This is a genomic window from bacterium, from assembly GCA_019637795.1.
GTDB lineage: Bacteria > Desulfobacterota > Binatia > HRBIN30 > CADEER01 > JAHBUY01.
The window spans coordinates 472,950-493,933 of record JAHBUY010000001.1 but is presented as its reverse complement, the minus strand read 5'-3'; the positions used below and the strand labels follow the sequence as shown (position 1 = coordinate 493,933).

Below are 20,984 nucleotides of genomic sequence, written 5' to 3'. Positions count from 1 at the left end.
GCTAGCCTTGGTGTGACCGAAACATTTCACCACGGAGACACGGAGACACGGAGACACGGAGTAATCTGGACGAGAGGAGGTTCGGGAGCGAGATTCCCAACGCCATCAGCAATGGCCATGGGGATCGCACCCACCCGCCATTCCGACGCTGCGCCCTCCGTGTCTCCGTGCCTCCGTGGTGAAGATGTTGTGTCGTATCGAGGCTAGCGGCGCAGGATCAGCGCCAGGGCGATCAGCAGTGCGAGCGACGACACCAGCAGCCCGGCGCGGTGACTCCCCGGGCGATAGCGGAAGACGATGTGGTGCGCGCCGCGGTCGACGAAGACGCCGCGGCTGAAGTAGTTGGCGCGCACGATCGGCGCCGGGGCGCCGTCCACGTCCGCTTCCCAGCCCGGGTAGAAGGTGTCGCTCAGCACCACCAGGCCGGCGGTCTCCATGGCGGCGTCGAGCTCCACCGCCTCGGCGCGGTAGGCGGCGAGGGTCACGGTGCCGCGCATGCGCTCGGGAATGCCGCCGAGCGGCACGTCGGCGGCGGCGACGGCGACCCGCGCCGCCGGCGCGGTGGCCCGGCGCAGATAGTCGATCGCATCCTCGGCGCGGCCGACCGGCTCGATCTCCGCCGGCACGTAGGCGCGCGGCGCGACGCCGGCGACGCGGTAGACGTAGGCGTCGATCGCCGACCGCGGCGCGCGCGCCAGCTCCAGGCCGGGATAGCGGCGCAGGTCCTTGCCGCTGGTGACGTAGGCGGTGTTGAGGGCCGCGAACAGCGGCGCCACGCGCTCCGCCGGCAGCGACTCGATCAGCTCGGCGAGACGCTCGTGGTCGCGCAGGTTGATCGACGCCGGGGCGTTGAGGTTGGCGACGGCGAAGAGATTGGCGACCTCCATCAGCAGCAGGTGCCGCTCCTGGTGGAAGGCGTCGGGGAACGGCGCCACCGGCGGGCGACCGACGCCGTCGCTGTAGATGCGCAGGGGATCGTCGCCCCGCTGCATCGCCTGCAGGGTCGGCGGCACGCGGCGCAACTCGCTCCAGTCGACGGTCGGCAGCAGCCGCCCGTTCACCCGGTAGAGATCGGCGGCGGCGAGCGCCAGCAGCGCGCCGGCGGCCAGCGCGGGACGGCGCCGGCCGACCAGCGCCACGCCGGCGATCAGCAGCGCCAGGGCGCCGGCGATCAACAGGTCGCCGCGCAGCAGATCACGCCCCAGGCTGGGGCGCAGTCCGAGGACCGCGGCGGCGGCGCCGCCGGTCAGCGCCAGCGCGAGCGCGGCGAGCGCGATGCGGCGGAAGCGGCTGGGATCGCGGCACGCGGCGTCGAGCCCGACCGCCGCGACCGCCGCCAGCAACAGGTGCGCGACGAGCAGGAACTTCTCCGGGTGGCGGGCGGCGCGCAGCAGCGGCAGGTGGGCGATCGTCCAGCGGTAGCCGGGCAGGGCGTCGCCGCAGGCGAGGGCGAGGAAGGCGACGCCGATCGCCGACCACAGCAGCAGGCTGCGCCGTTCGATGCGCGCCGCGGCCGCGACCACCAGGAGCGGTCCGAGATAGAGCGTCAGCGCCCACGGCGCGTCGCTGAAATCGCCCTCCCACAGCGCCGCGGTCTCGTGGAAGGCGCCGGCCGCGTCCACGTAGTGGCGGGGCACGAGGAAGGCGAAGAGGCCGAGCGGCCGCAGCGCCAGCCGCATCACGCTTTCCAGCTCGAGGCCGGCGACCCGCGACGAGCGCAGCAGGTACTCGGCGGTCGGCAGCAGTTGCACGGCGCCGAACCCGATGCCGAGCGCGTTGGCGGCCGCCAGGGCCAGCGCGGCGCGCGGCAGCGTCGGGCCGCCGCGCCGGCGATGCTCGAGCGCGATCGCGGCGCACAGCGCCTGGGCGAAGAAGAACACCTCCGGCATGCCGCCGAGCAGGGTGAGCGCCAGTCCGCCGGCGGTGGCGACCAGCCGGCTGCCGCGCGGTCGCTCGCACCAGGCGTCGAACGCGACCAGCGTCCACGGCAGCCAGGTCGACGACTGCACGGCGTTGCTCATGTTGTCGAAGGCGACGAAGAGGCCGCCGAAGCCGAACAGCAGGCCGCCGAACGCCGCGGCTTCGCGGCCGCTGCCGCGCCGCCGCAGCAGGACGTAGAGGCCGAGCACCGCGAGCGCGTGGTGAACGGCGAGCGAGGCGTTGTAGCCGAGCGGGAACGGCAGCAGCCGCAGCCCCCAGTTCGGCGGATAGTAGACCGCCGCAAGGGGGTCGGCGGCGAGCGGCTTGCCGAGCACCTGGAACGGCGTCCACAACGGCGGCCAGCTCCACTGCGACAGGAACCGCACCACCCAGTCGAGGGGGAGCAGGATCGCGTACTGGTCGCGGAACACGGTGACCCGCCGTTCGAACAGCAGGTCGCGATAGAAGAACAGCGTGTAGACGACCAGCGCCGCCGCCAGCGCCCCGAGCGTCCGCCACCCCCGCCGCATCGCCGCCGGTTGTAGCATCCCCGCCGTCGGCTGCGACCCCGCGCGCCGCGCGGCGGCGAAACCGGCCTTTGTTGAGAACGGCCGGCGCGCTACAAGGGCCGTGTGGAACCGACCCTGCGCGTCATTCACGGCGGCAAGGAGCCGGCGCGCGAGCTCCCCGCCGAGCCGCCGCCGAGCGAGCTCAGCGGCTGGGGCATGTACCCGCGGGTGCAGGGGCGGCAGCGCCTGTCCGAGAACCTGGAGCGGATCACCGAGGGCGCGACGCTGACCCGCGGCCTCGGCCGCTCCTACGGCGACGCCTCGCTGCCCGGCGCGCCCGGCGCCACCGTCGCCGGGTCGGTGCTCGCCGACCGCCTGCTCGCCTTCGACCGCGAGACCGGCCTGGTGCGCGCCGAGGCCGGCGTGACCCTGATGCGGCTCAACCGCCTGTCGCTGCCGCGCGGGTGGTTCGTGCCGGTGACGCCGGGCACGCACTGGGTCACCCTGGGCGGCATGGTCGCCGCCGACGTGCACGGCAAGAACCACCACGTCGCCGGCACCTTCGGCGAGCACGTGCGCTCGCTGCGTCTGCGCCTGGCCGACGGGCGCCGGATCGAGGTCAGCGACGAGCACGAGCGCGCGCTCTTTCGCGCCACCCTCGGGGGCATGGGGCTCACCGGCCACATCCTCGAGGTGACCTTCCAGATGGCGCGCGTGCCCTCGCCCTGGATCTGGCAGGAGAGCGAGCAGGTCGCGAGCTTCGAGGCGATCCTCGAGCGTCTCGCCGACGCCGGCCGCGACTGGCCGTACACGGTGTGTTGGAACGACCTGCTCAACGACGGCCCGGGCCTCGGACGCGGCCTGATCGTCCGCGGCCGCTGGGCGGAGCCGGGCGAGGCGCCGGCGCGGCGCCCGCCGTGGCGCAGCGCGCCGACGCTGCCACTGCTGCTGCCGAGCTGGGCGCTGCAGCCGTGGATGGTGCGGGTGCACAACCTCGCGCGCTACCTCGCGCACGGCGCCCGCGTCCGCCACGCCATCGCGCACCCCGAGACCTTCTTCTATCCGCTCGACGTCGTCCGCGAGTGGAACCGCCTCTACGGCCGCCGCGGCTTCATCCAGTACCAGGCGGTGCTGCCGGGTCCGCACGACCACCCGCGCCACCGCCAGCTCATCGCCACCCTGCGCAGGCGCCGCGGCGACGTCTACCTCTGTGTCATCAAGGACTGCGGCGCCGAGGGCCGCGGCCTGCTGAGCTTTCCGCGCCCCGGCGTCTCGTACGCGCTCGACCTGCCGGTCGGCCGCGGCACGCAGTCGCTGGTCGACGCGCTGAACGAGTTGGTGATCGCCGAGGGCGGACGCATCTACCTCGCCAAGGACGCGCTCACCCGCGCCGAGCACTTCCGCGCCATGGAGCGCGACCGGCTGCCCGCCTTTCAGGCGGTGCGCGATACGTGGGATCCCGAACGGCGCCTGAAGAGCGCGTTGTCGGTGCGCCTGTTCGGGGACGCTCCGTGAAGGTCGCCCTGCTCGGCGCGAGCAAGGGAATGGGGCGCGCGGTGGCGCGCGTGCTGGCCGAGCGCGGCGACACCCTGTGCCTGCTCGGCCGCGACCGCGGCGAGCTCGAGCGCTGTGCCGCCGATCTCGCGGTGCGCGGCGCCGCCGGCGAGGTCGGCATCGTCGCCTGCGACCTGCTCGAGCCGAGCGGCTTCGCCCCGGCGCTCGACGCCGCCGTGCGCCACCTCGGCGGCCTCGACGCCGTGGTCGTCACCGCCGGTCTCTTCGCCACCCAGGAGCAACTGGAGCGCGACGCCGGGCTGCGCGCCCGGCTCCTCGCCGCCGACTTCGCCAACACGGTGCAGTTCTGCGAGCTGGCGCGCGAGCGCCTGATGGCCGCCGGCGGCGGCAGGCGCCTGTGCGTGTTCAGCTCGGTGGCCGGCGACCGCGCCCGCAAGCCGGTGATCCTGTACGGCGCCGCCAAGGCGGGCCTGTCGCACTATCTCACCGGCCTCGATCACAAGTTCGCCGGCGATGGGCTGAAGGTGGTGCTGGTGAAGCCCGGGTTCGTGAAGACCGGCATGACGGCCGGCCTGCCGACCCCGCCCTTCGCCGGCGAGCCCGAGGCGGTGGCGCGGCGGGTCGTGCGGGCGCTCGACCGCGGCACCCCGGTCGTCTACGCGCCGGCCATCTGGCGCTGGATCATGCTGGCGATTCGCCTGCTGCCGCGCGCCGTCATGCGCCGCATCGGCTTCTGAGCCGCCCAGCGCGGATCATGAATGATCCGGGCTGGCGTTGATGCGACAAAGGACTTTCACCACGGAGGCACGGAGACACGGAGAGTACTGATCTCGAAGCCCGCCCGGCGTTCATCCCAACGTTCATTGGAAATGGAGTGAGAAGAGGCCCCGCGCCTTCGCTATGGCACCGAGCCCTCCGTGTCTCCGTGCCTCCGTGGTGAAGGTGTCTTGTCGTATCGGGGCCAGCCATGGCTAGGGCGTCTTCGCCTCGGCGCCGAGCTGCTGCAGCGCGGCGCCCCAGCGCTGCGCCGCGGCGGTGTTGCCGCTCTGGGCGTTGAGCGAGACCAGGGCCGTGAGGATGTCGCGGTCGCCGGTGGCGCGGCGATGGGCCGCTTCCAGGGCGGCGATGGCGTCGCCGCGGCGACCGGCGCCGTCGAGCGCCAGGGCGTAGACGTAGGCGTAGCGCGGCGCGTCGGGGGCCGTGCCGGCGGCGGTGGCGAGCGGCGCCAGCGCCTCGGCGCGCCGCTGCTGGCGGATCAGCAGCAGGCCGAGCGCATAGTGCAGGGTCGGGTCCTGCGAGTGCGCCAGGCCCTGGCGCAGCACCCGCTCGCCGTCCGCGTCGCGGCCGAGCTGGCGGTAGAGATCGGCGAGGTTCACGGAGGCCGGCGCGAAGCGCGGGTCGGTGGCGATGGCGCGCCGATAGGCGGTTTCCGCGGCGGCGGCGTCGCCGAGGCGGGCGTCGAGCGCGCCGAGGTTGAGCCACGACTCGGCGCGATCGGCGTTCAACATCTGGGCGGTGCGGTACTCGGCGACGGCGGCGTCGAAGGCGGCGCGCTGCGCCGGCGGCGCCGCGGCGGCGGCATCGGCGAGGGCATCCACCGCCGCCAGGCGCACCCCGCGCACCGGGTCGGCGAGCAGCGGCGCCCCCAGCGGCCAGCGTTGCGCCGGCTCCCAGGCGACGAGCAGCGCCAGCGCGGCGCGCCGCACCTGCGGATCGGGGTCGCGCAGCGCGCGTTCGAGGCGCGGCTGGTCACCGGAGGTGAGGTACGGCGCCAGCAGGTCGAGGGCGCTGGCGCGCGCGATCGCCGGCTGGGTGGCGTCGTCGACGACCGCGGCGAGCGGCGCGCCCGCGCCGGCGGCGTGGGCGCGGCCAGCGGCGAGCGCGTCGGCGAAGCGGGGGCCGCGGCGGCGGTCGGGTCCGTACCACTGGCGGACGGCATCGGCGGCCCAGGTCGCCGTGCGATCGGCGTGGCAGCCGCTGCAGACGTCGGGCGTGCCCAACGCCGCGGCGAGATCCGGCCGCGGCACGCGGAAGCTGTGGTCGTGGCGGCGGTCGATGACCATGAAGTCGTGCGCCGGCATGTGACAGGTGACGCAGCGCGCCGCCTCGCTGCCGGCGGCGTGGTGATGGTGGGCCGGCGTGTCGTACACGGCGGCGCGGTGACAGGTGGCGCAGACCGCGTTGCCCGCGGCGCGCAGGGCGCCGCTGTGCGGGTCGTGGCAGTCGCCGCAGACGACGCCGGCGGCGTGCATGCGGCTCTGGACGAAGGACCCGTACTCGTAGACCTCGCCATGCACCTGACCGTCGGCGTGGTAGAGGGACGGGTCGAGGGCCGCGAGGAGGTGGGTCTGCTCCAGCGGCTGCCCGCGCGCGTCCTCCTCGGCGATCTGCGCGGCGCGGGCGTGGCAGCGGCCACAGGTGTCGAGCTGGGCGCGGCTGGCGCGCGGCGCCGAGAGGTGGGCGATCGCATCGCCGTCGCCGAAGACCCAGGCGCCGCCGCGCGGCGTCAGGTCGACGGTCAGGCCGCGGCTCGGGTCGGCGGCGCGGTCGGGGCGCGCCGCCCAGGCGACGTGCGCGGCGCCGGGACCGTGGCAGGCCTCGCACGACACGTCGATCTCGCTCCACTGCGTGTCGAAGCGGCCGGTCGCGGCGTCGTAGCGCCGGCGCAGGCCGGTCGAGTGGCAGGCGGCGCACATGTAGTTCCAGTTCTGCGCCGGCGCCGTCCAGTGCAGCTCGTCGCGGAAGTCGATCTTCTCGTCCGGATAGAGGTGGAACCAGCGCTGGCCGCCGGCGGCGGCCGGGCGGCTGTCCCAGCACAGGCTGAGCGCCTGCAGGCGGCCGTCGGGCAGGGCGACCAGGTACTGCTGCAGCGGCTCGACGCCGAAGGTGTAGGCAACGGGATAGTCCCGCAGCGTGCCGTCCGGCCCATCGGTGCGGACGATGAAGGCGCCGCCCTCGCGGCGGAACGTCGAGGTCACGCCGTTGTAGGTGAGCTGGCGGCCGTCGAACCTGCCGAGCACCGTGGCCGGCGTCGCCGGCTGCATCGCCAGGTCGTGGTGCGATCCGGCGTACCGCCGCGCCTCGTCGGCATGGCACTCGGCGCAGCGGGCGCGGCCGACGTAATCCGGCGGCGCGCCGACCAGCATCGCGGCGAGGAGGACGGGCGCGAGGGGGGGCATGCCACCGCCTGTCTACCCGCGCCGCGGCGGTGGTGAAAGCCGAGGTTTCCGGCTAACCCTGCGGGTTCATGCTGCGTGTGGTCACCCTCGTGCTGCTCGTCGTCGTCGGCCTCGAGACCGCGTATCTCGCCTGGCCGGTGGCGCGCGACATCGTCATGCCGCCGTACGCCAGCGACATCGACCAGGGTCGGGCGCTGGCGACGCGCCTGGGCTGTTTCAACTGCCACGGCCCGGGCGGGCGCGGCGGCGTGCACAATCCGGGCAGCAAGGGCGGCGAGGTGCCGGCGTTCCGCGAGGGCACGGTGATGATGTACGCGCACGACGACGCGGACCTGCGCGAGTACATCCTCGATGGCGCGCCGGCGAAGAAGCGCGCGCGGCCGGCGTACCAGGCCGAGATGGCGGCGCAGGCGATCCGCATGCCGGCGTATCGCGGTTTCGTCAGCGAGCGCGAGGTCGACCTGCTGGTCGCCTACCTGCGCGCCGCCTCCGATCTGCTGGCGCCGAGCGAGGAGCCGGCGGCGCACGGCGCCGAGCTCGCCGCCGCCAACGGCTGCTTCGCCTGCCACGGCGAGATGGGCGGCGGCGGGCTGCCGAACCCCGGCTCGCTCAAGGGATACATCCCCGGCTTCGGCGGCTCCGATTACGAGGAGCTGGTGCTCGACGACGAGGAGCTGCGCGGCTGGATCGCCGACGGCGGCATCCCGCGCCTGCGCGACGACCGCGCCGCGCGCTTCTTCATCGACCGCCAGCGCGTCCAGATGCCCGCCTTCGGCAGCCACCTGAAGCCGGAGGAGCTCGAGGCGATCATGGCCTACGTGAAGTGGCTGGCGTCGGGGAAGTGGCGGGAGATGCCGCTGCAGGAGTGACGCGCGGCCGCGCGGCGTCGGGGCCAGGGGCAGGCGAGGGAGGCGTTCTTCCACGGGCTCTCGCGCGCCTCCTCGCCGCCTCTTCTCCCCCAAATGTTGAAGCTCAGTGATTTTGTCCGCCTAACTGCTCAGTGAAAATGTCCGCCCCTCCGCGGCAAAGAAGGAGGGATGGAGAGGATGAGCAAGCGGCAATGGAAGCGGCTGGACGCCGTGGAGCGGATCGAGCGAGGGGCGCTGACGGTGGGAGAAGCGGCGGAGGTGCTGGGACTGTCGAAGCGGCAGGTGCGACGGCTGCGGCGGGCGGTGGGGCGGCGTGGGGCGAAAGGAGTGCAGCACGGGAACACGGGGCGGGCGCCGAAGCACCGCTTGGGGGAAGCGGTGCGGGAGCAGATCCTGGAGCTGCGGCGCAAGAAGTACGACGGGTTCAACGACCAGCACTTCACCGAGAAGCTGGGGGACGTGGAAGGGGTCAAGGTCTCTCGGGCCAGCGTGCAGCGGCTGCTGCGCGCGGCGGGCATCGGGCCGCCGCGCCGGCGGCGCGCCCCGAAACACCGCCGGCGCAGAGACCGCAAACCGCAGGCGGGGTTGATGATCCTCTGGGACGGCAGCCGACACGAGTGGCTCGAGGGGCGCGGGCCGATGCTGTGCCTGATGGGAGCGATCGATGACGCGACCGGCGAGCTGCTGCCTGGGGCGTCGTTCGTGGAGCAGGAGTGCGCGGCAGGGTACCTGCGGGTGCTGCGAGCGATCGCGGAGGCGAAAGGACTTCCGTACAGCGCCTACATGGATCGGCACGGGAGCCTGAAGCGCAACGACGCGCACTGGACGCTGGAAGAGGAGTTACGCGGGGTCCAAGACCCGACGCAGGTGGGCCGGGCGCTCGCGGCCTTGGAGATTGAGGTGATCTACGCGCTGTCGCCGCAGGCGAAGGGCCGAGTGGAGCGGCTGTGGGGCACGCTGCAGGATCGGTTGGTCTCCGAGCTCCGGTTGGTGGGGGCCACGACCGTGGAGGAGGCCAATGCCGTGCTGGAGGCCTTTCGGGCGGAGCACAACCAGCGGTTTGCCATTCCCCCGGCCGAGGCCACCCCGGCGTGGCGGCCGGTGCGACGGGGGACCGATCTGAGCCGGATCTGCAGCTTCCAGTACGAGGCGACCGTGCTGAACGACAACACCGTGCGGATCGGCGGCCTGGTCCTCGACATCCCGCCCGGCCCGCGCAAGCGCAGCTATGCGGGGACGCGCGTCGAGGTGCGCCAGCTCCTCGACGGCAGCTGGCGCGTCTACGGCGGCGACACGGTGATCGCCACGGCCGCCGCCACCTCGCCCGGCGCCCTCCGCACGCTCAAGCGCCGGCGGCGGCGGCCGCCGAGCGCCGCCTCGGTGGGGAAAACTCCAGTCGCCCTGCGGGCTCCTTCCGTTTCCCCCACCGACATGATCCCGTCACCACCACGATGAACCCCGGGGGGACGGAATCACTGAGCAGTTGAGGGCGGACAGAATCACTGAGCAGCGACACCTCTTCTCCCCCAAATTGACTCAACCCCTGCGGCTGTCCGATAGTGGCGCGATGAAGCTTCGAGAGCTCCGGCACGTGTGCTTCGAGGTGACGCGGTGGCTGGCGCTGGCCAGTCTGGTCGGCCTGGCGCCGGCGGTGGCGGCGCCGCGGGCGGGGGCGCAGGACGCGATCACGGTCAGCGGCGAGGTGGTCGACCTCGCCTGCTATCTGTCGAAGGGCAGCAAGGGGAAGCGGCACAAGCAGTGCGCCGAGCTGTGCGCCAAGAAGGGCATGCCGCTGGGCGTGCTCACCGACGCCGGCGACGTCTACCTGCTGCTCGAGGATCACGACGATCCCGGCCCGTACGACAAGGTCAAGGAACTGGCGGGCGAGCGCGCCACCGTCAGCGGCAAGAAGTTCGTCAAGGGCGGCGTGCAATCCGTCCTGGTCGCCGAGACCAAGGCCGAGTGATCGCGTGCGCCGCTGGGCGGTTCTCGCGGCGCTGCCGGCGGCGCTGCTTCTCTACGGGTGCGCCGGCGACGGCCCGCCGCCGAGTGGGGCGAACAGCGCCTACGACGTCATCCAGCAGCAGATCTTCAACCCGCACTGCCTGTCCGCCGGCTGTCACAACGGCATCAACCAGGCGGGCAACCTGAACCTCAGCGCCGGCGTGTCGTACGGCAATCTGGTCGGGGTGACCCCGACCAATCCCGTGGCCGCCGCCCGCGGGCTGCTGCGGGTGACGCCGTTCGATCCCAACGCCAGCTTCCTGCTCAGCAAGCTCACCGGGCCAGGGCTGGGCGAGGGGACCCGCATGCCGCAGGGGATGAGCCCGCTCCCCGCCTCGGACATCAACATGATCCGCGCCTGGATCGCCGACGGCGCGCCGCCGCCGGGGACCGCCGGGCCCAGCGCCACGCCGACGGCGTCGCCCAGCGCCACCGTGCCGCCGACGGTGACCGAGACGCCGACGGTGACGCCGACGCCGGTCGACACCGCGACGCCGACCCAGACCATCACCGGCACCGCGCCGCCGACCGCGACCGTCACCGAGACGCCGACGGCCTCGCCGACCGAGACGCCGCTGCCCTGGCTGGTGCGCATCCAGACGACGATCTTCAATCCCCGCTGCGCCACCGCCTTCTGCCACGACGCCGCCACCGCCTCGGCCAACCTCGACCTCTCCGACGGGCAGTCCTACGTCAACCTGGTCGGCGTCCAGCCCGACAACGCGGTCGCCCGCGGCAAGGGCCTGCTGCGCGTCCAGCCCAACGCGCCCGCCGACAGCTTCCTCATCATCAAGGTGACCGAGCCGGCCCCGGGCGAGGGCAGCAGGATGCCGCTCACCGGCGCCCCGCTCACCGCCGAGCAGATCGCGCTCCTCGTCGGCTGGATCGACGCCGGCGCGCCGAACAGCGAGTGACGGGCGGCGCCGCGGACGCGGCGCCGCCGGTCAGAAGAAGGCGTGCAGCTCGAAGATCCACAGATCCTGGTTGTGGGTGGCGTTGGTCTCGATGCCGTTGCTGCAGCGGTAGAAGAAGCGGGTCTGCAGGAAGCGGGCAAGGAAGGGCTCGAAGCCGACGCTGACGCGGTTCTCGGCGTCGCTGCCCTGGCGCGGCAGGCTGCCGTCGTAGTCGGCGTAGTCGAACGCCACCTTGAAGTTCAGCCAGTTGAAGAACAGGTAGTTGGCCTCGCTGTAGGTGATGAAGGCGCCCGGCTTGACGCGCTGATTGGTGTTCGGGTCGACGAAGTTGAAGAAGCCCCAGTCCACCTCGCCCAGATAGGTGAAGGTGCCGAGATTGATGTCCTCGTAGAAGAAGGGACCGAGGTTGAAGCCGGTGAAGCCGCCGACCCACGCATTGGATCCGCTGGAGGTGCCGGCGTACGTCCAGGACTGGCCGATCAGGAAGTTGCTGATCACCGGCACGCCGTCGAACAGCGCGTAGGTGGTGCCGGTCCCCTGGACGTCGCGGTCGTCGACGATGCCCTGCGAGGCGCTGGCGGCGAACGAGATCGGGCCCGGCTCCCAGCCGATCTCGAAGGCCGGCTGGCTGACGTTGAAGCTGAAGCCGGTGGTCGCCGAGCCGTTGCGGCCGCCGCGGATGAACGCGGTGTCGTCCTGCAACTGCAGGCCGTAGGGCAGGAACATCTTGCCGGCCTTGATGTAGGCGTCGTACGGCAGCAGCGCCATCGCCCACACCTCGCGCGTGTCGAGGCTCGGCGCGAAGCGCTGGTCGAGATAGAAATTCAGCAGGTCGGGGATCAGGTTGACGTTGAGGTAGCCGGTCGCCTGGTTGACGTTGACGTCGAATTCCTCGAGGCGGCCGCGGAAGGCGACATTGTTCGGCACCGTCCCGTTGGCGTTCGGCTTGTCCTGCATGGTGGCGGTCATGTCGACGCGCAGGTCGGCGCCGATGCCGACGTACTGGTTGATGTCGCCGGTGAACGGGTCCGTCGGCTTGGTCAGCGGCGCGAACCAGTTGGGATAGCGCAGGATCTCCTTGGCGTGCGCCGAGACGAAGCTGGTGCGCATGCCGCCGCCGGTCATGTTGACGTGGCAGGCGCTGCACTTCTGGCCCTCGCGGACGGCGAAATACGGCTCGGCCGAGGCGGCGGCGGCGCACAGCGCCACCGCGATTCCAGCGACCCAGACTCCCCAGCGCTTCATCCCAGTGCGTCCCCCCGGCACGGCAAAGGCCGCATAATCGGTGCGGGCGGGGGTAGCGTCAAGCCGCCGCGCCGGCAACGGGGGTGGGGCGATCGGGGGGCCCGGCGGCGGGGTCCCCCTCGGCGCTGGGCACCCCGCACCCGGAGTGCTAGAGCGCCAATCATCAGATGGCATCAGGTGCGCGCAGGGTGGCCGGCGTCTCACGGCCCTCGGACCCGGACGACGCGCCGCTGCCGCCGCCCGCCGTCTCGGCCGATCTCCTCGATCAGATCCATGACGGGGTGGTGGCGACCGATCGGGAAGGCGTCGTGAACGCCTGGAACGCGTCCGCCGAACGCATCTACGGCTACCGCGCGTCGGAGATGATCGGGCAGCCCGTCGGGCGCCTCTACTTTCCGGAGGACCGCGACGCGGCCATGCAGTGGGTGGTCGCGGAGCTCCGCGACCACGGCGTCGCGGAGCGCGAGTGGCGCAGCCGGCGCAAGGACGGCAGCGAGATCTTCGTCGACCTGCGCATCTCGCTGCGCCGCGACGCCGGCGGGCAGGTGATCGGCACCATCGGCTGCACCAACGACGTCACCGACCGCCATCGCGCCCGCGCCGAGGAGGCGCGGCAGCGCGAGGAGCTGCGCGTCATCCTCGACGGCATGCCGGCGATGGTCTGGTACAAGGACCGCCACAACAACATCCTGCGCGCCAACGCCGCGGCGGCCGCGGCGGCCGGCCTGACGCCGGCGGACATGGAAGGCCGTTCCTCGTGGGAGCTCTTTCCCGACGAGGCCGAGAGCTACCACCGCGACGACCTCGAGGTGATCGAGTCCGGGGTCCCCAAGCTCGGCATCGTCGAGCAGATCCAGACCGCGCGCGGCGACAAGCGCTGGATCCGCACCGACAAGATTCCCGACCGCAACGAGCGCGGCGAGATCGTCGGTGTCATCGTGTTCGCCGTCGACATCGACGATCAGAAGCGCGCCGAGCGGGCACTGGAGCAGGCCCGCGACTCCCTCGAGCAGCGCGTGCAGCAGCGCACCGCCGGCCTGGCCGCGGCGAACGTGCTCCTGCGCAACGAGGTCGCCCAGCGTCGGCAGGCCGAGGAGCGCCTGGACCTGGCGTTGCGGGCCACCGAGCTCGGGATGTGGGATTGGGACGGCCGCACCGGGCGGGTGGTCGGCGACACGCACTGGGCCGAGATCCTCGGCTACGTCGCGCGCGAGATCGAACGGCCATCGGACTTCTGGGTGACGATCACCCACCCCGACGACCAGGCCATGGTGCAGCAGGCCTGGACGGCGCACGTCATCGAAGGGACGAGCCCGCACTACGAGGTCGAGCACCGGTTGCGCGCGAAGTCGGGCGAGTATCGCTGGTTGCGGACGCGCGGCAAGGTCGTCGAACGGGCGCCGGACGGCCGGGCCCTGCGCGTGACCGGCACCTACCTCGACGTCACCGAGCGCCGCCGGATCCAGGAACAAGCGGCCCGCCACCAGGCCGAGCTGGCGCACATCCTGCGCCTGGAGACCGTCAACTGTCTCGCCGCCGAGCTGGCGCACGAGATCAACCAGCCGTTGGGCGCGATCGCCAACTACGCCAGCGGCCTCGCCGAGCGGCTGCGCAACGGCGTCAGCGACCGCGCCGCCCTGGTCGAGGCCGCGGCCCACATCGCCACCCAGGCGCTGCGCGCCGGCGTCGTCCTGCAGCGGCTGCGCGTCTTCATGCGCAAGGACGCGTCGCCGCGGCGGTCCGTCGACGTCAACGAGTTGGTCGGGTCGGCGGTGGGGTTGGTGGAGGCCGAGGCGCGGCGTGCCGCGATCTCGCTCGCTCTGGACCTGGCGCCGGACCTGCCGGCGGCGCGCGTCGACCCGGTCCAGGTCGAGCAGGTCATCGTCAACCTGCTGCGCAACGGGCTCGAGGTCATGACCAACGCCGGCGCGCGCGGCGCCCTCCGCGTCGCGACGCGCGCCGCCGGCCGCGCCGTCGAGGTGACGGTGCACGATCAGGGCGGCGGGGTGCCCGCGGCGGCGCGCGAGCGCCTGTTCGAGCCCTTCTTCACCACCAAGTCGAACGGGCTCGGGATGGGCCTGTCGATCAGCCGCTCGATCGTCGAGGCGCACGGCGGCCGGCTGTGGGTCGAGCCGCTGGCGGGCGACGGTGCGACGTTCGCCTTCACGCTGCCGGTCGACTGAGCTGCCGCGCCGGCGGTTGCTGGGCGGCTCCACCGGCCGCGTGGTAGAAGCGCCGAATGCGCTCCGTTCGGCCCCTGCTCGCGACCGTGCTCGTCCTCGCCGCGTGTCACCGACCGCCGGCGGTGGAGCACGCTGCCGATGCCGACGAACGCGGCCACACGGCCCCCAGCGGCGTCACCACCGCCCGCAACGCCGCGGTCGCCGATGCCCTGCCGCTGGCGGATGCACAGGACTTCGCCGACGCGCGCCGCGGCCTGATCGCCGGCGACGGCGATGTGACCATCACCCGCGCCGATGGCTCGGTCGTCTGGGACACCACCGCCTACCGCTTCGAGGACGGCGCCGCGCCGGCGAGCGCCAACCCCAGCCTGTGGCGCCAGGCGCGGCTCAACGACATCCACGGCCTGTTCCAGGTCGCCGACGGCGTCTATCAGGTGCGCGGCTACGACCTGTCCAACATGACGCTGATCCGCGGCGCGACCGGCTGGATCGTCGTCGACCCGCTGACCAGCGTCGAGACCGCGGCCGCGGCGCTGGCGCTGGCGCGCGACCATCTCGACCGCGCCCCGGTGGTGGCGGTGCTCTTCACCCACAGCCACATCGACCACTTCGCCGGCGTGCGCGCCGTCCTGCCCGAGGATCCGGCGGCCCGCGCCCAGGTGCGGATCATCGCCCCCAGGGGCTTCGTCGAGGAGGCGACGAGCGAGAACATCCTCGCCGGCATCGCCATGGGACGGCGGGCCCAATACATGTACGGCCTCAATCTGGCGCGCGGCGAGCGCGGTCACATCGACACCGGGCTCGGCAAGCAGCCGGCGAGCGGCTCGCTGAGCTTCGCCGTGCCGACCGAGCTCGTCGACCACACGCCGCAGGCGATGACCATCGACGGCGTGGCGTTCGTCTTCCAGTACGTGCCCGACTCCGAGGCGCCGGCGGAGATGGCCTTCTACCTGCCGGCGCAGAAGGCCTACTGCGGCGCCGAGATCGTCTCCCACACGCTGCACAACCTCTACACGCTGCGCGGCGCCAAGGTGCGCGACGCCCTGAAGTGGAGCGGCTACATCGACGAGGCGCTGGCGACGTTTCCCGATGCCGAGGTGGCGTTCGCCAGCCACCACTGGCCGGTGTGGGAGCGGGCGCGCGTCCGCACCTACCTGGCGCAGCAGCGCGACGCGTACCTCTACCTGCACGACCAGACGCTGCGCCTCGCCAACGGCGGCGCCACGCCGCAGGAGATCGCCGAGCAGCTCGAGCTGCCGCCGTCGCTGCGCCACGTCTTCGCGGTGCGCGGCTACTACGGCACCGTGCGCCACAACGCCAAGGCGGTCTACCAGAACTACTTCGGCTGGTACGACGGCAATCCGGCGCACCTCGACCCGCTGCCGCCGGTGGAGGCGGGGACGCGCTACGTCGAGGCGATGGGCGGCGCCGCGGCGGTGCGCGACAAGGCGCAGGCGGCGTTCGATCGCGGCGAGTATCGCTGGGCGGCGATGCTGCTCGACCACCTCGTCTTCGCCGACCCGGACGACGCGGCGGCGCGCGCGCTGCTCGCCCGCACCTACGATCAGCTCGGCTATCAGCAGGAATCGGGCCCGTGGCGCGATTCGTATCTCACCGGCGCCCAGGAGCTGCGCCACGGCGTCGCCGAGAACGCGCTCACCCGCCGCGCCGCCGCCGAGCTGCTGCAGAACGTGCCGGCGGAGCAGTTCCTGACCGCCATGGCGGCGCGCCTCGACGGGCCGAAGGCGGACGGCAAGAGAGCCGTCGTCAACTACATCTTCACCGACCTCGACGAGAGCTACGTGCTGACGCTCGAAAACAGCGTCCTGCACCACCGGCGCGCCGCTCCCGATCCCGACGCCGACGTGACGGTCCGGCTGACGCGGCCGCTCTTGGTCCGCCTCGCCACCGGCCAGGCCGGGCTGCGCGATCTCGTCTTCTCGGACGAGCTCCAGGTCGAGGGCAGCCGCCTCGCGCTGGTCGACTTCCTCCGCCTCTTCGACCGCCCGGACCCGGACTTCCCGATCGTCACGCCCTGAGGCGCCGCCCACCCCGCCGGCGCCAGCCCGACCCCCTCTACAGTCCGGGGCGCGCCCGGTGTAGGACACCCGGGATGTCGCGTCGCCAACAGCTCCGGCTCGCCGGCCGCTTCCTGCGCCATCGCTTCGCGCCGGTGCATCCCTTCGAGGTGCAGGCGGTGCTGCTCAATGCGTGCAACCTGCGCTGCGCCTACTGCAGTTGTCCGGACATCAAGAGCGAGCTGCTCACCACCGAGCAGTGGCTCGACGTCATCCGTTACCTGGGATCGGTCGGGACGATGCGCCTCAAGTGGCAGGGCGGCGAGCCGATGCTGCGGCACGACTTCGCCACCCTCTGCGCGGCGGTGCGGGCGGCGGGCATTCGCTGCGCCGTGGTCACCAACGGCACCAAGGTGGCGGCGAACCCGTCGCTGCTCGACCACGTCGACGAGGTGGTGTTCAGCCTCGACTCCGTCGATCCGGGGCACACCGACGCGGTGCGCGGCGCCGGCGTGCACGGCGCCGTGCTCGAGGCGATCGAAGTGGCGCGGCAGCGGCCGCGCCCGCCGCGGCTGTTCATCAACATGGTCGTGGTGCGCGCCAACCTCGGCGAGATCGAGCCCATGCTGCGCTACTGCGAAGCGCGCGGCATCGGCCTCAACGTCCAGCCGGCGATGTTCGGTCTGCCCTACTACGACGCCGGCGCCCGGTCGCTGGCGCTGAACGAGGGGGAGACGCGCGAGATGTACCGCACGCTGGCGCGCTTGAAGCGCGCCGGGCGGCCGCTGATGTTCGCCGCCGCGACCTATGAGCGTGCGGTCGCCTGGCCCGATTATGGGCAGCTCACGCGGCCCAGCGCCGGGCGCTCGGACTGCGTCATGGGCCGCGTGTACGTGCACATCGAGCCCAACGGCGACGTCCAGCCCTGCGTGCAGACCGCCGCCAGCTTTCGCCCTCGGAACCTCGTGCGCGACGGCTACGACGCGGCGCTGCGGCACGCCCAGCGGCACGAATGCGGCGATTGCTTCAGCGCCTACCTCAACGAGCGCAAGGCGCTCTTCGGGCTGCGCCCGGCGGCGGTCGTCGAGTATCTGCGCCGCGGTTGACGCGATGCCGCGGTGCGGGGCGCGCGCGCCAGCGATCGGACGCCGCCCGATCGGCCTGACGAGGGGGGCCCGATCGGGGGCCGCCCTGGCCCGGCGTCGACGATCCACGCGATCGCCGGACGTCGCCGCGGCGGGGAGGTGATGGCCGGCCTGTTGCCGCGCGCGCGCGCCGACCAGGCGTTCTCGCGGGTCGCCGGCGCGCCGCTGGTCGAGGGCAATCGCCTCCGGCTGCTGATCGATGCGCGCGAGAACTACCCCGCCTGGCTCGACGCCATCGCCGCGGCGCGGCGCACCATCCACTTCGAGAGCTACATCATCCACGAGGACGACGTCGGCCGGCAGTTCGCCGCGGCGTTGATCGCCCGGGCGCGCGACGGCGTGCGGGTGCGGCTGATCTACGACTGGATGGGTGGCGTCGGGCGGACCTCGCGCCGCTTCTGGCGCGCCCTGCGCGCCGGCGGCGTCGAGGTGCGGTGCTACAACCCGCCGCGCGTCGACTCGGCCTTCGGATGGCTGAGTCGCGATCACCGCAAGATGCTCGCGGTCGACGGCGAGATCGGCTTCGTCACCGGCCTGTGCGTCGGCCACATGTGGATCGGGCGACCCGAGGCGGGGCTCGAGCCCTGGCGCGACACCGGCATCGAGGTGCGCGGTCCGGCGGTGGCGGAGATGGAGCGGGCCTTCGCCCAGATGTGGGCCATGCTCGGGGAGCCGATTCCGGCCGCCGATGCCGGTGCGGTCGCCGCGACCGCCGTCGGCGACACCGCGCTGCGCGTCGTCGCCACGCTGCCCGGCACCGCGGCGCTCTTTCGCGTCGACCAGCTCGTCGCGGCGGTGGCGCGGCGGCGCCTGTGGCTCACCGACGCCTACTTCGCGGGCACCACGGCCTACGTGCAGGCGCTGCGGGCGGCGGCGCTGGACGGCGTCGACGTGCGCCTGCTGGTCCCGGGCGGCACCGACATTCCGGTGCTGCGGCCGCTGTCGCGCGCCGGGTACCGGCCGCTGCTCACCGCCGGCGTCCGCGTCTACGAGTGGAACGGCACCATGCTGCACGCCAAGACCGCGGTCGCCGATTCGATCTGGGCGCGCGTCGGCTCGACGAACCTCAACGTCGCGAGCTGGCTCGGCAACTGCGAGCTCGACGTCGTCGTCGAGGACGAGGGGTTCGCGCGCGCCATGGAGCAGGTCTATCTGCGCGACCTGGAGAACGCGACCGAGGTCGTGCTGCACCCCCGGCGCGCGCATCGCCGCCGCGCCGCCCGCCGGCCGCGACCGCGCCCGGCGACCGCAGCAGCAGCGCCGGCCGCGCCGCCGCCGGCGCGCTGCGCATCGGCCGCACCGTCGGCGCCGCCTTCACCAACCAGCGCGTGCTGGAGCCGATCGAAGCGCGCGTCCTGCTGGCGGCCGGCGCGCTCCTGCTCGCCGCCGGCCTGCTCGCCGCCGCCTTCCCGCGGCTGCTCGCCTACCCGCTCGCGGTGCTCGCCGTGTGGATCGCCATCACGCTGCTCTACCGCGCCACGCGCCTGCGCGCCGACCGCGCCCGCGAGCGCCGCCGCGACTGACGCCGCGGGGCGCTCGCCCGTGCCGCCGGAGTGGCCTGCCCGCGAGCGGAGTGGTAGCCACGAACAGCCCACCGGAGGGGTGGCCGAGTTGGTCTATGGCACCGGTCTTGAAAGCTGATTGGGCTGGCTCCCGCAACCGCAGAGCCGGCGGAGGATTTCGCGGAAATGCCTGGGCCATATGGATTCTCTCGCGCTGCCCAGCGCATCTCCGTTCGAATCAGTTCTCCTCGTTTCGAACCCTGCGTGGACGCTTCTGGGACACTGTGCGTCCCCGAATGTCGCGGGGCGAGATGCTGCTATGGTAACTCGGTCGGCGGGAGCTGGCGGAGGCGCAGCGCGTGCGGATTGAGGGCATCACATGGCTCGAAGCGATCGTCGACAAGCTGGAGAGCAAGCATCACGTGACTACTGCGGAGGTAGAGGACGTGCTCGCAGCGCAGCCGCGATTTCGCTTCGTGGAACGGGGGCACAAGCCTGGCGAGAACGTGTACGTGGCGCTTGGTCGAACGCACGCCGGCCGGCGCCTGCTCGTGTTCTTCATTTACAAACCGCGCATGCACGACGCGCTGATTCTCAGTGCGCGCGAGCCAAGCCGTCGGGAGCGGAGACTCTATGAAAAGAAGTAAGGGAGGGGAACAACCGAAGAGGTCCGCCATATCGAAGGCGCAGACCTACGAGGAAATCGGAGCCTACTGGGATACGCACGACCTCGGTAACGTTGGCGAGCCGACGCGTGCCGCCGTCTTCGACGTGGCCATCAAGCGCCGTCGCTTCCTCGTGGCGGTGGACCCCGGTATCTTGCGTGAAGTGCGCCGGTGCGCCGCGACGCGAGGCCTCACCCCCGAGAGCCTTGTCAACTTGTGGCTCAAAGAGAAGCTGGCCGGATAGCCGGCGGCGGTGATCCGTTCTTGTCGCGCACATTCGAGAGGCCGCCGGGGATCTCCGGATTCCCCGTGGCGGAGGGTGCCGGACCTGGCGAGGAACCTTCATCCCCGGCTGCACGGCGGACCCAGGGACGAGCGGGCGTGGCGGGCGCTCCGCCGATGAGGCCTACTGGATCGCCATCAGCGCCACAATTCGGACCTTGCGTCGAACAGGAGACGTCGTAAGCAGTCGATTTCGTCATGAGGAGGGGTGGCCGAGTTGGTCTATGGCACCGGTCTTGAAAACCGGCAGCCCGCAAGGGCTCGGGGGTTCGAATCCCTCCCCCTCCGCTTCCTCAATCGCGCCGATCCTGCCGGCGGCGACATGGTCAACGGAGACGACGTTGCAGGAGTATGCCCGATAGGGAGTAAACCGTGTCGTGCGCATCCGGTACTACCGCTCCGCTGGGGAGACGAGCCGGTCCGCGTATATCGCCACGCTGCCGACCCGCGAGCGAGATGACTGGGATGAGACTCTGACGCTGCTCGGACTGTTCGGTCTCGATGCGCCGGTGTCGCTGCACCAACTCGACGGCAAACTCTGGGAGGTTCGGGTAGGGCGGCACCGAGTGGCGTACGTCATCGTTCGCGGACCGGAGATGGTGCTGCTGCATGCCTTCAAGAAGCAGGGACAGCGAACGGCGCGCAGCGATCTCGACCTCGCCACGCGACGGGCGAGGGAAGTTCTGGGAGGGTTCCGATGAAGAAGCCGAAAGCTCGCAACCCGCACATCGGCGGTGACGCGCTCGCGGACGTCCGCCGCAGGGTGGTAGGCAATCCCCGTCTGCGCGCCCGGATCGACGCGAGTGTCGTGCGGGCGACGATCGCGGTGATGGTGAAGCGAGCGCGCTCACAGGCTGGCCTGACGCAGGCGCAACTCGCCACGCGGGCGAAGACGACGCAGGCGGTCGTCGCCCGGATCGAGGGCGGCTCAGCGTTCACCCCGTCGCTCGACCTGCTGGATCGTATCGCTCGTGCCCTTGGCGGGCGCCTGTCGGTGGGGTTCGAGGGGATCGGTACACGCGCTGCCTAGCCCG

General features: G+C 72.3%; 16 protein-coding genes, 1 tRNA gene and 1 pseudogene. 15 read left to right on the top strand and 3 right to left on the bottom strand.

All coding sequences use genetic code 11. The features are described from left to right. Positions 1-203 precede the first annotated feature (203 nt). Complete coding sequence (locus tag KF840_02160; protein ID MBX3023691.1) at positions 204-2,450, bottom strand: hypothetical protein; 2,247 nt, start codon at positions 2,448-2,450, stop codon at positions 204-206. Between the two features lie 102 nt (positions 2,451-2,552). On the opposite strand from KF840_02160, the gene KF840_02155 reads away from it, so the two are divergent. Continuing rightward, the gene (locus KF840_02155; protein ID MBX3023690.1) at positions 2,553-3,944 is read left to right on the top strand and encodes an FAD-binding oxidoreductase; all 1,392 of its coding nucleotides are present in this window, start codon (positions 2,553-2,555) and stop codon (positions 3,942-3,944) included. Further along, positions 3,941-4,681: an SDR family NAD(P)-dependent oxidoreductase gene (locus KF840_02150; GenBank protein MBX3023689.1), complete on the top strand. Its 741-nt coding sequence runs from the start codon at positions 3,941-3,943 to the stop codon at positions 4,679-4,681. The genes KF840_02155 and KF840_02150 overlap by 4 nt, the downstream gene beginning before the upstream one ends. A 234-nt stretch (positions 4,682-4,915) precedes the next feature. Here the strand turns inward: KF840_02150 and KF840_02145 are convergent, their stop codons facing one another. Beyond that, a complete protein-coding gene (locus tag KF840_02145) occupies positions 4,916-7,123 on the bottom strand; it encodes a tetratricopeptide repeat protein (GenBank protein MBX3023688.1) in 2,208 nt (735 codons plus the stop codon). Positions 7,124-7,191: 68 nt separating this feature from the next. Here KF840_02145 and KF840_02140 point away from each other — a divergent pair, with 68 nt between their 5' ends. From KF840_02140 to KF840_02125, 4 genes are all read left to right on the top strand, one after another. Beyond that, positions 7,192-7,992: a c-type cytochrome gene (locus KF840_02140; protein MBX3023687.1), complete on the top strand. Its 801-nt coding sequence runs from the start codon at positions 7,192-7,194 to the stop codon at positions 7,990-7,992. 177 nt (positions 7,993-8,169) lie between these two features. Further along, a complete protein-coding gene (locus tag KF840_02135; GenBank protein ID MBX3023686.1) occupies positions 8,170-9,447 on the top strand; it encodes an ISNCY family transposase in 1,278 nt (425 codons plus the stop codon). Between the two features lie 112 nt (positions 9,448-9,559). Then, positions 9,560-9,958 (top strand): hypothetical protein, encoded by a 399-nt coding sequence (locus KF840_02130; protein ID MBX3023685.1) that lies wholly within the window; start codon positions 9,560-9,562, stop codon positions 9,956-9,958. Positions 9,959-9,962: 4 nt separating this feature from the next. Beyond that, a complete protein-coding gene (locus KF840_02125; GenBank protein ID MBX3023684.1) occupies positions 9,963-10,910 on the top strand; it encodes a hypothetical protein in 948 nt (315 codons plus the stop codon). Positions 10,911-10,940: 30 nt separating this feature from the next. Here KF840_02125 and KF840_02120 read toward each other — a convergent pair whose 3' ends face one another. Further along, positions 10,941-12,155 (bottom strand): hypothetical protein, encoded by a 1,215-nt coding sequence (locus KF840_02120; GenBank protein ID MBX3023683.1) that lies wholly within the window; start codon positions 12,153-12,155, stop codon positions 10,941-10,943. 188 nt (positions 12,156-12,343) lie between these two features. On the opposite strand from KF840_02120, the gene KF840_02115 reads away from it, so the two are divergent. The 9 genes and pseudogenes from KF840_02115 (at position 12,344) to KF840_02075 (ending at position 20,980) form a co-directional block, all read left to right on the top strand. Further along, the gene (locus tag KF840_02115; GenBank protein MBX3023682.1) at positions 12,344-14,338 is read left to right on the top strand and encodes a PAS domain S-box protein; all 1,995 of its coding nucleotides are present in this window, start codon (positions 12,344-12,346) and stop codon (positions 14,336-14,338) included. Between the two features lie 56 nt (positions 14,339-14,394). Then, the gene (locus tag KF840_02110) at positions 14,395-16,377 is read left to right on the top strand and encodes an MBL fold metallo-hydrolase (GenBank protein MBX3023681.1); all 1,983 of its coding nucleotides are present in this window, start codon (positions 14,395-14,397) and stop codon (positions 16,375-16,377) included. Positions 16,378-16,451: 74 nt separating this feature from the next. After that, entirely contained in the window at positions 16,452-17,462 is a 1,011-nt protein-coding gene (locus tag KF840_02105; GenBank protein ID MBX3023680.1) for a radical SAM protein, read from the top strand. 141 nt (positions 17,463-17,603) lie between these two features. Beyond that, positions 17,604-19,024: pseudogene (locus KF840_02100) on the top strand (cardiolipin synthase B). Between the two features lie 338 nt (positions 19,025-19,362). After that, on the top strand, positions 19,363-19,650 hold the full coding sequence (locus KF840_02095; GenBank protein ID MBX3023679.1) for a BrnT family toxin: 288 nt from the start codon (positions 19,363-19,365) through the stop codon (positions 19,648-19,650). Beyond that, on the top strand, positions 19,637-19,912 hold the full coding sequence (locus KF840_02090) for a hypothetical protein (protein MBX3023678.1): 276 nt from the start codon (positions 19,637-19,639) through the stop codon (positions 19,910-19,912). The genes KF840_02095 and KF840_02090 overlap by 14 nt, the downstream gene beginning before the upstream one ends. 240 nt (positions 19,913-20,152) lie before the next feature. Next, positions 20,153-20,238, top strand: a tRNA-Ser gene (locus KF840_02085). An 89-nt stretch (positions 20,239-20,327) separates the two neighbouring features. After that, on the top strand, positions 20,328-20,651 hold the full coding sequence (locus KF840_02080; protein ID MBX3023677.1) for a type II toxin-antitoxin system RelE/ParE family toxin: 324 nt from the start codon (positions 20,328-20,330) through the stop codon (positions 20,649-20,651). Then, positions 20,648-20,980 (top strand): helix-turn-helix transcriptional regulator, encoded by a 333-nt coding sequence (locus KF840_02075; GenBank protein ID MBX3023676.1) that lies wholly within the window; start codon positions 20,648-20,650, stop codon positions 20,978-20,980. Before KF840_02080 ends, KF840_02075 begins: the two co-directional genes overlap by 4 nt. Positions 20,981-20,984: the final 4 nt, after the last annotated feature.

Coding starts and splice junctions, on each gene's coding strand:
- KF840_02110 (MBX3023681.1), top strand. CDS start 14,395: ATGCGCTCCGTTCGGCCCCTGCTCGCGACCGTGCTCGTCCTCGCCGCG.
- KF840_02160 (MBX3023691.1), bottom strand. CDS start 2,450: ATGCGGCGGGGGTGGCGGACGCTCGGGGCGCTGGCGGCGGCGCTGGTC.
- KF840_02090 (MBX3023678.1), top strand. CDS start 19,637: ATGAAAAGAAGTAAGGGAGGGGAACAACCGAAGAGGTCCGCCATATCG.
- KF840_02075 (MBX3023676.1), top strand. CDS start 20,648: ATGAAGAAGCCGAAAGCTCGCAACCCGCACATCGGCGGTGACGCGCTC.
- KF840_02140 (MBX3023687.1), top strand. CDS start 7,192: ATGCTGCGTGTGGTCACCCTCGTGCTGCTCGTCGTCGTCGGCCTCGAG.
- KF840_02105 (MBX3023680.1), top strand. CDS start 16,452: ATGTCGCGTCGCCAACAGCTCCGGCTCGCCGGCCGCTTCCTGCGCCAT.
- KF840_02135 (MBX3023686.1), top strand. CDS start 8,170: ATGAGCAAGCGGCAATGGAAGCGGCTGGACGCCGTGGAGCGGATCGAG.
- KF840_02130 (MBX3023685.1), top strand. CDS start 9,560: ATGAAGCTTCGAGAGCTCCGGCACGTGTGCTTCGAGGTGACGCGGTGG.
- KF840_02145 (MBX3023688.1), bottom strand. CDS start 7,123: ATGCCCCCCCTCGCGCCCGTCCTCCTCGCCGCGATGCTGGTCGGCGCG.
- KF840_02120 (MBX3023683.1), bottom strand. CDS start 12,155: ATGAAGCGCTGGGGAGTCTGGGTCGCTGGAATCGCGGTGGCGCTGTGC.